Origin of the sequence: Psychrobacter immobilis, assembly GCF_904846065.1 — a bacterium.
GTDB classification, from domain to species: Bacteria; Pseudomonadota; Gammaproteobacteria; order Pseudomonadales; family Moraxellaceae; genus Psychrobacter; species Psychrobacter immobilis_H.
On the sequence record NZ_CAJGZV010000001.1, the window covers coordinates 674568 to 687619 of the forward strand.

11 protein-coding genes are annotated in these 13052 nt (G+C 41.7%); 3 read left to right on the top strand and 8 right to left on the bottom strand.

The annotated features are described in order from the left end of the window. Nucleotides 1-62 precede the first annotated feature (62 nt). The 3 genes from JMW64_RS02865 to JMW64_RS14055 form a co-directional block, all read right to left on the bottom strand. Nucleotides 63-1700 carry a carbon-nitrogen hydrolase family protein gene (locus tag JMW64_RS02865; RefSeq protein ID WP_045453728.1) on the bottom strand — a complete coding sequence of 546 codons (1638 nt, stop codon included), beginning with the start codon at nucleotides 1698-1700 and terminating at the stop codon, nucleotides 63-65. Between the two features lie 468 nt (nucleotides 1701-2168). Then, nucleotides 2169-2690: an IS630 family transposase gene (locus JMW64_RS14050; RefSeq protein WP_406947496.1), complete on the bottom strand. Its 522-nt coding sequence runs from the start codon at nucleotides 2688-2690 to the stop codon at nucleotides 2169-2171. Further along, the gene (locus tag JMW64_RS14055) at nucleotides 2662-3015 is read right to left on the bottom strand and encodes an IS630 transposase-related protein (protein ID WP_045456530.1); all 354 of its coding nucleotides are present in this window, start codon (nucleotides 3013-3015) and stop codon (nucleotides 2662-2664) included. Before JMW64_RS14055 ends, JMW64_RS14050 begins: the two co-directional genes overlap by 29 nt. 238 nt (nucleotides 3016-3253) lie before the next feature. Between JMW64_RS14055 and JMW64_RS02875 the strand changes: the two genes are divergently transcribed. Continuing rightward, on the top strand, nucleotides 3254-3883 hold the full coding sequence (locus tag JMW64_RS02875; RefSeq protein WP_201552923.1) for a BLUF domain-containing protein: 630 nt from the start codon (nucleotides 3254-3256) through the stop codon (nucleotides 3881-3883). A gap of 99 nt (nucleotides 3884-3982) precedes the next feature. On the opposite strand, the gene JMW64_RS02880 is transcribed toward JMW64_RS02875, so the two are convergent. Beyond that, on the bottom strand, nucleotides 3983-5425 hold the full coding sequence (locus tag JMW64_RS02880) for an FAD-binding oxidoreductase (protein ID WP_201552926.1): 1443 nt from the start codon (nucleotides 5423-5425) through the stop codon (nucleotides 3983-3985). Nucleotides 5426-5906: 481 nt separating this feature from the next. Between JMW64_RS02880 and serA the strand changes: the two genes are divergently transcribed. Together serA and uraH are read left to right on the top strand one after the other, a co-directional pair. Further along, on the top strand, nucleotides 5907-7133 hold the full coding sequence (gene serA / locus JMW64_RS02885; RefSeq protein ID WP_201552929.1) for a phosphoglycerate dehydrogenase: 1227 nt from the start codon (nucleotides 5907-5909) through the stop codon (nucleotides 7131-7133). A gap of 408 nt (nucleotides 7134-7541) precedes the next feature. Continuing rightward, nucleotides 7542-7973 carry a hydroxyisourate hydrolase gene (uraH, locus tag JMW64_RS02890; protein ID WP_201502008.1) on the top strand — a complete coding sequence of 144 codons (432 nt, stop codon included), beginning with the start codon at nucleotides 7542-7544 and terminating at the stop codon, nucleotides 7971-7973. Between the two features lie 110 nt (nucleotides 7974-8083). On the opposite strand, the gene trhO is transcribed toward uraH, so the two are convergent. The 4 genes from trhO to metX all read right to left on the bottom strand — a co-directional run bounded on the left by trhO (nucleotide 8084) and on the right by metX (nucleotide 12634). Continuing rightward, the gene (gene trhO / locus JMW64_RS02895) at nucleotides 8084-9169 is read right to left on the bottom strand and encodes an oxygen-dependent tRNA uridine(34) hydroxylase TrhO (RefSeq protein ID WP_201552932.1); all 1086 of its coding nucleotides are present in this window, start codon (nucleotides 9167-9169) and stop codon (nucleotides 8084-8086) included. 278 nt (nucleotides 9170-9447) lie between these two features. Beyond that, a complete protein-coding gene (locus JMW64_RS02900; protein WP_045443681.1) occupies nucleotides 9448-10029 on the bottom strand; it encodes a tetratricopeptide repeat protein in 582 nt (193 codons plus the stop codon). Between the two features lie 560 nt (nucleotides 10030-10589). Further along, entirely contained in the window at nucleotides 10590-11207 is a 618-nt protein-coding gene (metW, locus tag JMW64_RS02905) for a methionine biosynthesis protein MetW (protein ID WP_045443684.1), read from the bottom strand. Further along, nucleotides 11204-12634 (bottom strand): homoserine O-acetyltransferase MetX, encoded by a 1431-nt coding sequence (metX, locus tag JMW64_RS02910; protein ID WP_201555008.1) that lies wholly within the window; start codon nucleotides 12632-12634, stop codon nucleotides 11204-11206. The genes metW and metX overlap by 4 nt, the downstream gene beginning before the upstream one ends. Nucleotides 12635-13052 lie beyond the last annotated feature (418 nt).

A 13052-nucleotide genomic window follows, 5' to 3' on the forward strand; every position in this document is an offset into this window, starting at 1 on the left:
CAGCCGTATTATTCATAAATTTTATTAAACCGTGTTCAGTGTTGGTATTTTAAAGTGACTGATTAAGGTTTTTGCGCACGGTTTTGTAATGGATCACCGAGCAGGACACTACCAGAGTTTTCGAGGCGCTCATCATCGCTTAGCTTACTGGCTGATACTTTAGATTTTCTCTTCCATTTCAAACTATACAAGTCATCACGGCGATCAAGCAGATTATGTACCGAACCTTCGTTACGGACATGAATAAGCTTGTCTAAGTTCACATCTGAGAAAAATACCATCTCAGTGTTGGCAGTGGTTTCTGCCATAATCGCATCATGCGGGAAAGCAAAATCTGATGGCGAGAAGATAGAAGACTGTGCGTATTGAATATCGAGACTTTCAACCTGTGGTAAGTTACCAACCGAACCACAAATCATCACATAGCATTCGTTTTCAATCGCACGTGCTTGGGCGCAGTGGCGCACGCGTAGATAGCCGTTTTGCGTGTCTGTCCAAAATGGCACGAATAAGATGTCCATATCATCAAGTGCCATGAGGCGGGCAAGCTCAGGGAATTCAACGTCATAACAGACCAAAATACCAATACGACCGGCATCGGTATCAAACACCTTAACCTCGTCACCGCCTTCGATGACCCAAGCGCTACGCTCATGCGGGGTAATATGGATTTTGCGCTGCTCTTCGACCGTACCATCGCGGCGGCACAAGTAGCTGACATTATATAACGTATCGTCCTCGTCTAAGTACGGCATCGAGCCTGTAATGACGTTGACGTTGTAGCTGACCGCTAAATGCGATATCTCATTTTTAAACCATTCGGTATAACCAGCTAAAAATCGAATAGCGACGTTTTGATCTGTCGATTCACACAGACCCATCAACGGTGCGTTAAAGAACTCTGGTAAACAAGCAAAGTCAGAATTGTAATCAGCCATAATATCGACAAAGAATTCGACTTGTTGCAGCAGCTCTTCAGGTGACTCGACTTCACGCATTTGCCATTGGATGCCACCAATACGCACCTCAGACTTACGAGTGTTTGGCTTATAATCTTGCGGCTCGTAATAAATATTTGCCCACTCAAGTAGAGTAGCAAAACCTTTAGATTGTTTATCGTCAGGCAAATAAGCCGTTAAGATACGCTTGACGATAAAGCCATTTGAGAGTTGGAAAGACAATGCAGAATCATGAATTTCACGAGCCGCGACGGCTTCAATATATTCGCCAGGTGTGAGATCTTGATGGTTATGATAGTTCGGGATACGACCACCAGCCAAAATAGCTCGGAAGTTTAACTGGCGACACAGCTCTTTACGGGCATCGTATAATCGACGTCCTAGGCGATAACCACGGTATTCAGGGTCGATCAGCGCATCTAAACCGTAAATAGCATCGCCTTCAGGGTTGTCTCTGATAATCTCTTTATGACCAATCAAGTCGTCGTAGGTATGCGGGTTAGAAAACGTGGCATAATCAACACGCATAGATAACACGATACCAATCAATTGATCATGATCAAATAAAGCGATCTGACCTTCGGGGAAGGCATCGATTAAGGTATTAATAGTGTTCTTTGACCATGCACCGCCTAAGTTGACATAGACACGATCCATTAATGCTTTTAATTGTGGATAGTCTTTTTTCTTGATTTCAGCGATGGTTAGATGAAAGTCGTCTAGTTTTTCTATTTTGCTCATAATGTTCCTGTTTTGGATCTTTATTAATTTTAGTGATATCAAATAGCATGCGTTGCCACAATTCGGTTGGCAATTTTTTTCGGTTGGCAATTTTTTGTGTAAAAAAAGTGATAAAAATATTCCAATCATAAAATATTATCGTTACAATCAATTATCACTGTATTTACAATAAGTTATGAAAATGATTTATCTTATGAATTCTGTCAGATTTGGCGTTACTGACGTGTTTTTTGAATCTCATATCATTTTAAAGTAGCTATAAATTTAAATTAAAGTGTCTGTAAATTAAATTAGCTATGAATTAAAGTAACTATAAAATTTTTCATAATGTTCACAAACCGTCGTTGGGGTTAATACAAGCCAAGTGTTTGGTACAGCTTCTAACCTGAAGATGTCAGTACAGATATTTTGTTAGCTTAACATTATTTTTAAATATCATATCTTAGAATGCTTAGTTTTGATCTATAGTCAGTTCACAATAAAATAAATACAGCCCATATCCTGAAATAGCTTAGGCAGATTATTCTCCATCCACCCTTGGCGTAGAAACTTAGCTTGAGCCCATTTCTTTTCAATGGGGTTTAGATCAGGACTGTAGGGTGGCAGCCATAGAATACGATGACCGTGCCTGTTCAGTAGTTTTTGAATACGCTTGCTCTTATGAAAGCGGGCATTATCCATAACGATCACGCATTTAGTCTTGAGACTTGGAATTAGCGTGAACTTGCACCAGTCATAAAATATATGGCTGTTGATATTTTGTTCAAAGTAATCAAGCGCAAACAGCATCTTTTTATACAAAGCACCGATGACATTAGTGCGCTTTTTTGCTTGCCAGTTGAAGCTGTCGATACAGGGTTTGCCTATCGGTGAGTATCCGTAAGGTCTTATAGTTTCAGCCTCAAAGCCGCTTTCATCCATATACACAATGGGATAGCCTTGCTGTGTAAAGCTATCAAGCTTACTCTGATACGACGCTCTTTTTATCAGGCAGGCTTTTGGATGCTCTAAGGTCTTTTTTTTGACTGATACCTAGGCGTTTTAAAGCATTGTGCATGCCGGTCTTACTACAGTTGAATCGCCTAGCTCGCTCATATAAATAGTCATCTGGATGTTGTTCAACGTCTTTTAAGAGTGCTTCATTCGGTATTTTAGTCGGTGGTTTATTCCGGGTTTGTTTGATACTTGAATCTTTGAGCCAGCGCTGTAATGCGGTTTTGCTAATATTATAAAAAGTACAAGCCTGACGGATACTCATGTCTTTGTTTTTGACACTTTTAATCACTTGTGCTCGAAAATCTGCTGAATAGGTCATTTGTTATTCTGCCATTTCGCTTGTTTTAAAACGATTGTATCTTATTTAAAAAGAACTGACTATATTTGGTTTTGGTCTATTTGTTTTGCTGGTTATCATAACAAGCTACTCAAGTAATGACAGTTTAACGTGGTAACTATTTGCTACGTTTTTGTGAGTCGCTGTCTTTTTTTATTGGGGCGTCGTTGTGTTTGTTTTGTTTAGCCGTATTTAATCGGCTTTTTAGGATTGTTTTATTATGCCCTCAAGTCACAACAATAGAGTCAGTAGCTGGGATGAGATAGAAGACTCAGCGCTGGTTCAATTGGTGTATGTTAGTAGTTTGACGCTTGTCTCACGTTTAAGCGCCTCTATATTTGATGAAGTAGAATGTCATGCGCGTAACTATAATCAACAGCATGGCATTACAGGTACTCTATGTTATGGTAGTGGTCATTTTTTGCAATGCATCGAAGGTGAGAAAGCGCACGTATTTGCCTTAAAGCAACGCATATTTGCGGATAAGCGCCATAAGAATACTGAAATATTGCTGTTACAGACGATAGAACATCGCCGTTTTGCGGATTGGCGTATGCGCTTATTATTTTTAGAGCGTTGGTTATGGTCACCAGCGAGCAAAAAGCAAGCCGCACAGTTATCGCTATATTTGCCATTTGCGCCGCATAATTGGTCGCCTGATCGTACCGAGAATTTTTTACAAATCATCAAAACCTTTGATACGCCGCCACATATTAAAGCGGCTGGTATTACCTATAATGCACTGGGCAACATGTTTCGTCATATCGCCGCCCCGCATCAAGCATTTTTAATCGTTCAAGGTTTTTTAAGTGTGTTATTAGTGGTAGCGCTAGTGTTGTTATTTTTATAAATAATCACTTTTATAAGACAAAAAAAAGACGCTAAATATCAATGTTTAGCGTCATTTTTTATGCCATTTTAATTATGAGCTTAATCATTGAATAAGCACTTACATATCAAAAATCTTGCCACGGTTCATAATGTTATTCGGATCAAAGACTTTTTTTACCTCTCGTAAGTACTCAATCTCAGTCTCACTGCGGCTATATTGTAAATAAGGCTTTTTAGTCATACCGACGCCATGCTCAGCCGAAACCGAACCGCCATACTTTTGCACCGTCTCAAACACGTGTTTGTTGACGATTTGACACTCTGCAAAGAAATCATCTTTACTCATGTCTTCAGGCTTTAGAATATTAAGATGCAAGTTGCCATCGCCAATATGACCGAACCAGCAGACTTCAAAGTCAGGGTAGTTGCTGCTGACGATGTGATCAATCTCGGTGATAAACTCAGGGACATAGCTTATTAGTACGGATACATCGTTCTTATAAGGCGTAAATACTGAGATGGTCTCAGAGATGTATTCACGCAGCTTCCACAGCTCTTCAGCCTGTGCCAAGCTCTGGCTCATGACACCATCGACGACCCAACCTTGCTCCATGCATTCTTCAAATATCGCCATGGCTTTATCCATGATCGGCTCGTATGGCGCTTCGAACTCTAATAGCGTATAAAATTTGGTGCGCGATTCAAATGGCTCTTGTACTTGACCATGTGCCATCAATTTATCAATCGCCACATCATCAAAGAACTCAAAAGCGGTCAAATCAATCTTTGCTTGAAAGGCTGATAGCACATTCATGACATCATTAAAGCTGTCCATGCCCAGTACCATGACGTTTAAGTCTTGCGGCTGACGCTCAAGCTTGATTTGCGCGTGGGTGACAAGCCCAAGTGTGCCTTCGCTACCGATAAATAATTGGCGTAAGTCATAACCCGTAGCATTTTTGACCATACCGCGGTTGAGCTGCAAGATATCGCCTTTACCAGTGACCACTGTCAGCCCCATAATCCATTGACGAGTCATGCCATAGCGTATGACTTTGATACCGCCTGCATTGGTGCCAATATTGCCACCGATTTGACTTGAGCCAGCTGAGGCAAAGTCGACAGGGTAGTAGAGGTCTTTAGACTCTGCGAATGATTGCAACTGCTGAGTAATGACGCCTGCTTCGACTTCAACTATTCGATCGGCTGGATAAAACTGTCCGATACGGTTCATTTTATCCATACTGACGACAATCTCGCCATTGGCGGCGACAGCACCAGCTGACAAACCGGTACGACCGCCACTTGGCGTTAACACCACATTGTGCTCATTGGCAAGCAATACGATGGCTTGTACTTGCTCAGTGGTCTTTGGAAAGAGAATAGCAGCAGCGGCAGGGGCAAAGTGCTTGGTCCAGTCCTTGCCCCAATGTTCTAAACTCTCAGGGTCGGTTTTGATTTGGCTGGCGTCAAACTGATGGGCATCAATGAGCGTGCTTAAAATAGTTTGAACAGCAGCTGTATGGGTTGCAGAGGTGCTTTGGCTAGATAAAGAAGTCATGGTCAAATCTCGGTATAAACGTAAGCGCTATGCCTAAAGGGGATTATTATATCGCTAAATGGATATAAACATAGCCACATAGGTATGTTTATATAGTACGTATTTATATGATTATAAGTGAGCCAGTAAAGCAATGATAGAAAGATGTCATGCTGCGTGCTTATATGGCGGTAAATGGCAAAAAATAGTTTAATAAACGTCGAACAGCATGATTTACTATAGCATAAAAAGTTTTCAGGCTTGATAACCAATAATTCATCTAATCTGCTAACATCGCCGCCCAATTTTGTGTAAGATATCCAGACTGTTTTCGTTTCACCCACCCTATAGTTAAAGCATTGGTAAGTGGTTACGACGTTAACCTCATTTAATGTACTCAGTGTATGGTTTGCGCTTGGTTACTTTGTACCTACTTTAAACGGCTTCGACTACAGATTATCCCTCAGATAATTTTACAAGACAATTATAGGACAGTTCTCATATGGCGTTATCACTACAAAAAGACAAAATCCGGTTTTTATTGCTTGAAGGTCTACATGACAATGCTTTAAAAGTATTGGAAGGAGCTGGTTATCATAACATCGAGAATATCAGTCACGCATTAGATCAAGATGAGCTGATCGAAAAAATTAAAGACGCTCACTTTATCGGTATCCGTTCGCGTACGCAATTGACACGTGAAGTACTTGAGCACGCGCACAAGCTCATCGGTATTGGCTGCTTTTGTATCGGTACCAACCAAGTAGACTTAGACGCCGCTCGTGATTTGGGTATTCCCGTCTTTAACGCGCCATACTCAAATACCCGTTCGGTGGCTGAACTGGTATTGGCCGAAGCCATCATGCTATATCGCGGCATTCCTGAAAAGAACGCGACCGTACATCGTGGCGGTTGGGGCAAGTCTGCGACCAATTCACATGAAGTACGTGGTAAGACTATCGGTATCGTCGGTTATGGTTCTATCGGTTCGCAACTGTCTGTCTTAGCAGAAAGCTTTGGCATGAAAGTCATTTATCATGATGCTGTGACCAAATTGCCACTAGGTAATGCGGTACAAGTAGGTAGCTTAGAAGAGCTACTATCAATGGCTGACATCGTGACTTTGCATGTACCTGATGTACCAAGCACCCGCTACATGATGAAAGCTGAGCAGTTCGCCCATATGAAAGACGGCAGTTACTTTATCAATGCCGCTCGTGGTACTTGCGTAGAGATTGATGATTTAGCCGCTGTGCTTGAATCTGGTAAAATACTGGGCGCGGCGATCGACGTATTCCCGAAAGAGCCAAAATCAGCTGATGAAGAGTTTGAATCACCACTGCGTAAATTTGATAACGTCATCTTGACGCCGCACATTGGTGGCTCAACTCAAGAAGCACAGGCCAATATCGGACTTGAAGTCGCTGATAAGTTTGTTAGATACTCTGACCAAGGTGACACAGCGACAGCCGTGAACTTCCCAGAAGTTTCTATTCCATTCAAAGAAAACTCGCATCGTCTATTACATATCCATAGAAACGTGCCAGGCGTGTTGTCTCAGATCAACCGTCTGTTTGCAGAAGCAGGAATTAACATCCTAGCACAAAGCCTGATGACAGAAGGTGATGTCGGTTATTTGGTCATGGATGTTGATTACAATGATTCAACTGCCGCGCTAGATCAGTTAAAAGACGTAGAAGAGACGATTCGCGTGCGTATTTTGTTTTAAATAATATTTGCATGCAAACATTATTTTTAGCCTAGCAATAGCAGACCATCATTCAGATGGTCTGCTATTTTTTTGTCTTAAATCAAGCAATTGCAATGTTCAATCATGGCATTGATGCTTTTTATTTATGAGTAACACGAATTATAGCGAATGTAAGTTTTACATTCACTATACTCATTTTTATATAAGTTAACATTATCTTAATTATACGGTCTTATTAACAATCTAAACTACACCAGTACATTAAGCCTATAATGATGAATATATTTTTAATGAACAACATGATTAACTATGTTTTTGAGGTAAATCACGGTTATTTTCTACGGACAGGCATACTTAAAAATGGTAAATAGCTTGCTGAAGAAGATAATTCATTTAACACATACAATTGACTGAATAGGATGATTCATGAAAAAAAACTTACTCAAGGCAGCTGCATTTGGTAGCGTATTAGCTATGACTGCAACGGCTAGCCATGCTGCTGGTGATCAAGATAAATATCAATTATCTAGTCATATTTTAGACATTAGTACAGGCAAACCAGCACCAAACGTCAATGTAAAACTGATGATGCAAGAGAAAACTGGTAGCTGGAAATTGCTTAATGCGCAAAAGACTGATAATAATGGTCGTATCGGCAACTTCTTACCGAATCAAGACGGCGTTGAGCATGATGGTACTTATAAGTTGATTTTTGAGACGACTCCTTATTTCCGAAATCAAGGTCTAGAGTCTTTCTATCCATATGTTGAAGTCAATTTCAATATCGAAGGCGATAACCATTACCATGTGCCAATCACTTTGTCTCCATACGGCTATAGCACTTACCGCGGTAGCTAAGCCATATTACGTGCTAAATAAGCCGTAAGTTAATACTAATAAAGCAAAAAAGGACGCCCCAATCAAAAATTTGATTGGGGCGTCCTTTTTTGCTTTTATCAAGCTTAAATTTATTCAGCGTTAGCTTTATTGGCTTCTTCTGCTTGACGACGTGCTTCGATTTTAGCGGCTTTGCGTTTCTCAATCACATCAATCACATCACTACCAATATGTGCTTCGCCACGTTTTTTTGCTAACTGCATTTGATGCTCACGTTCGCGAAATCTGGCTTTTTGCTCATCCGTTGCTTTATCAATACAATGCGGGCAAGACTCACCTTTGATATAAGCAAGGCTTTGCATGTCATCGACAGTAATGGGCATACGGCAGGCGAAGCATTGCTCATAGTTGCCTTTTTCTAAGTTATGATTGACCGACACGCGGTTATCAAAAACGAAGCAATCGCCTTGCCACATAGAGTCGCTGGCTGGAATTTCTTCTAGATATTTTAAGATGCCGCCCTCTAAGTGATACACCTCTTCAAAGCCTTGCTCACGCATATAAGCAGTAGACTTCTCACAGCGTATACCACCAGTACAGAACATCGCGACTTTTTTATGTTTGGCTGGATCCATCTCTTTTGCGACGTATTCTGGGAACTCGCGGAACGTTTCGGTATTTGGATTGACGGCATTTTGGAACGTACCGATTTTAACTTCATAATCATTACGGGTGTCGATAAGAATGACGTCAGGGTCTGAGATTAACGCATTCCATTCGCTTGGTTTTACATAGCGTCCAACTGATTGCAATGGGTCGATATTTTCAACGCCCATGGTAACGATTTCTTTTTTGAGCTTCACTTTGGTACGATAAAAAGGCTGAGCATCGGTATAAGATTCTTTAAAGGTAAAGCTGCCAATCGCTTCGATACTGCGCAGATACTCAAGGACGTTATCAATACCTTGGCGTGTGCCAGAAATCGTACCATTAATGCCTTCATTAGCAATCAATAACGTGCCTTTGACATCATTATCGAGCATATTATTTAAAATTGGCTCGCGGTATTGCTCAAAGTCAGCAAAACGCGTGAACTTATATAGAGCGGCAACGACGATGTTATTGGTGACGCTATCGTAGGCAGGGGTTGATTTGTTGTCGGTGACAGTGCTGTTTTGGATATTGCTATCTATATTATGGTCTTGAAGGGTACTCATGTTTTTCTCCTGCTGGCTAGGTCGCAAACCTAGTGCGTTGGGTTTAAGGTGCTTTTTAAAATTAACGGTTGAAACTAATTAGTAAGATTCATAACACTAGTGCAATTGTGGAATTGACTAATGCGGGCGTAGTGTAGCAAATTTTAGGGAAGTTTTGGAGGTTTTATCATTCTTAAGAAAGATATAGGTGGTGATTATAATAATAAAGATAGACAACAAAAAGCCCAGTAAGATACTGAGCTTTTTTTCATATTCACTGCGTAAAGCAAAATTAGAGTTTACTTACTCTGAAACCAAGTATCCGCTTTGCTACGAGCGCTAGCGATGTCTGAACTGGATAAGTTCAATGCCAACTGGCCAATTTTACCGCGCGCTTTGTTACGTACTTTTTCATCGAGCATACCGTCACGGGCAGCCAAATCGTACCATTTATAAGCATCGACGAGATTTTTTTGCTTTTCATCGAGCAATGCAAGCGTATAGCTGGCACGGTTATCGCCGCGCATTGCCGCTTTTTCTAACCAAACTTTCGCTTGTTGCAAATTAGGCTGCACACCTTCACCGCGCAAGTACATGATGGCAAGATTCAACTGAGCAGGGGCAACGCCTTGCTGAGCCGCTTTGGTATACCACTGAATAGCTTGTTGGGTATTTTTTGCAATACCTTCGCCTTTCTGTAAGCGCTTGGCTAAATAAAACTGAGCGTGATCGTTACCTTGGGCAGCGCGGTTAGACAGCTCACTGACTGGCATTAGCTCAAAACGTGACGTATCAAGTGGCACGTTTGATATTAACTCAGCGTTTGCTAGACCTGCACAAGAAAATAAGGCAGTAAACAACGCAGCTTTTAATAATTTCATAGCAGCTCCAAAATTAGGCAGTTAATAAGCAAAAAAAGTTGCACCGCTAAAAGGGTTTAGACGGCGATAACAATTAGGTGAAATCTTGCGATACCAACTTACCTAATTATTAGCAATATAATTAATCGATGTGTTGTGGCAAATTCCTTTAATCGAACCGATAAACGGTCAGAATCAGGGTGCGATTGACACTATTTTGCTAGCTTAACACCCAAACTTACGAAACTCAAATACTAATTACATGATTTAATGCTTATTCATACCTCATTGTCCTCAATAAAATCATAGGGTTACTTAGGCGTAAGAATAAGTTAACCAGCTATTGAGGTTAAAATTTGTATTTATGAGCCATGCTATTGCTTTCAACCAATGCTAGGGCGTGTCTTCAATTCAATCGATTATCTTCTAAATGGGCAAAAATGGTTAAATTTTGCCAAACATCGTCAAATAGTTTAGCAATATCTCGATATTATTTGCGCTACTTTCCTTGTTTGACGGCAATTTATCTCATTTTTATCACCATTTTTAAAATAAAGATACGCCCCAAGTAGATAAACCTATTATTCAGGTTTTTGTTTGGTGACACGATAGATAGCGACGTCTGCCAATAGGTTGGGTGCTTGGCGTATCAATGCTTTCATAAGTGGCGTATGACCTTTTTCAGAATCGCTGACGGCAAAGCGGTTGACGATATGAATATCATGCTGTGCACAAAGCTGCTCAAAATCTTTAAACGTACACAGATGAATGTTTGGGGTGTTATACCACTCATAAGGCAATGCCTCTGAGACAGGCATCATCCCTTTAAGTCCTAAATGAATGCGGTTTTGCCAATGAGCAAAATTGGGAAAGGTGATGACGGCTTCGCGAGCAACACGTAGCATGTCAAGTAAGAGCACATCAGGCGATTTCACCGCTTGCAGCGCCCGTGCCATGACGACGGTGTCGAAACTGTTATCAGCGAAACGTGCCAGACCATCATTCAAGTCTTGCTCGATAATAGATAAGCCTTTGGCGATACCATCGTTGATTTTTTCTTCGTCAATCTCAAGTCCGTAGCCGGTGACGCCGCGATTTTGTTGTAAATGCGCGAGTAGCTCACCATTGCCGCAGCCCAAGTCCAGTACATGTGAGTGCGGCGCAATCCAGCGCTCAGCCAATTGATGATCCATTCTCATGAGCGCGCTCCTGCTTTTTGCTGGCTGCTTTGATTTGTGCTTTGTGCTGGTTGTTTTGATTTGCTGTCGGTGATAAATGGCGCAGTCAAAAATCCTCGGACGGCACCCATATAACGAGGAATATCAAATAAGAAAGAATCATGACCATGCGGCGCATCGACATTGATGTAGCTAACTGGTTTGCCAGTCGCCATCAGCGCATCGACAATCTCTTGTGAGCGCTCCGGCGCAAAGCGCCAATCCGTGGTAAATGAGACCACTAGGTATTGGCATTGCGTATGGGCAAAGGCGGCTTTGAGCGCAGACAGCTCTTGCTGACGATTCTGTTCACTTTCATCTATCGTTGCCACCGTATCTTCTAACGCAGGTTGCGTGCTTTGTTTACTAGATTCCACTGATGTGGCAATCGAGTCCTTAAGCTGTGCTGCTGATTCTGTCGAATCTGTTGCCATGGCTGATGGATAATCACGTGTTGGATCAAAATAATCTAAGGCTTTTGTCATGAGCAAATAAGTATTGGCATCGAAATTTTCGCTAAAGCGCTCGCCTTGATAGCGTAAATAGCTCTCCACTTGAAACTCAACATCGTAGCCATACATAAATTTGCCAGACTTTAAATCACGACCAAATTTCGCCTTCATCGCGTCATCGGTTAAGTAAGTGATATGCCCAACCATCCGAGCCAATATTAGCCCGCGACGAGGGTAGGTGCCTGCTTGTAAATAGCGTCCCTCTTTGAAGTCAGGGTCAGACAATATCGACTGCCGCGCCACTTCGTTAAAGGCGATATTCTGTGCTGAGAGCTTTGGCGTGCTGGCAATGACCACGCAGCGTTTCAACCGATTTGGATAATCAACTGACCATTGCAGCGCCTGCATACCACCCATGGAACCACCAACAATGGCATGCCAAACATCAATACCAAGACGATCTGACAGCATCGCTTGGGTTTTTACCCAGTCCTTGATGGTCACGAGCGGAAAGTCAGGGCCATAAACTTGCAGTTCACTGGCTGGATTGTTTTTGTTTAAACTTTCTTTGTCTAAACTGTTTTTGTTTACATTATTCTGGTCTGAATCGATACTGTCAGGATTAATGGTCGTTGGACCGGTAGAGCCGAAACAGCTGCCGATGTTGTTGACACATACGACATAAAACCGATTGGTGTCGATCGCTTTATTAGGGCCAATCATATTGTCCCACCAGCCAGCCTTTTTATCATCATCGCTATGGAAACCTGCCGCGTGATGACTGCCGGATAGGGCGTGGCAAATGAGTACCGCGTTTGATTTGTCGTTATTTAGCGTGCCATAAGTTTCGATGATTAAATCAAACGATGGCAAAGTACGATTACATTCTAACGTCAACGGCTCAGCGAAATGAAAAATCTGAGGCGTGATAATGCCGACTGAACCGACTGAGTCCACAGGATTAACTAAGCTCGCCGAATGAAGCGTATCTGTCGGGGACTGGTCACTGGTATTATTAGGGCGTGCGTTCAAAGCTACCTCGCAAGACAACAATCATCAATAAAATAAAAAGGGCAAACTGTCGATAGGCAGTGTTGCCAATACTGCTTTGCCGACACTGTTTTCTAAATGTTTTTCTTACAATGTGCTTGCCTATTGTATGGTGATGCGCGTAGGAGTACAACCGTCGAGCGAGTCTTTTGAGCATAGCCTTTTAAGCATGGTTCTTAGGGACGATGGGTGGTAGGTAGAGAAGGGTTAGGGTGAATCAATGATTGCTGACTATCAATAAATAGCAACTAAGTATCAAATTGTATAAGTGTACTTTTACCATGCGTTATTAATGGATAAAATGCTACACTAACAAAGCATTCAA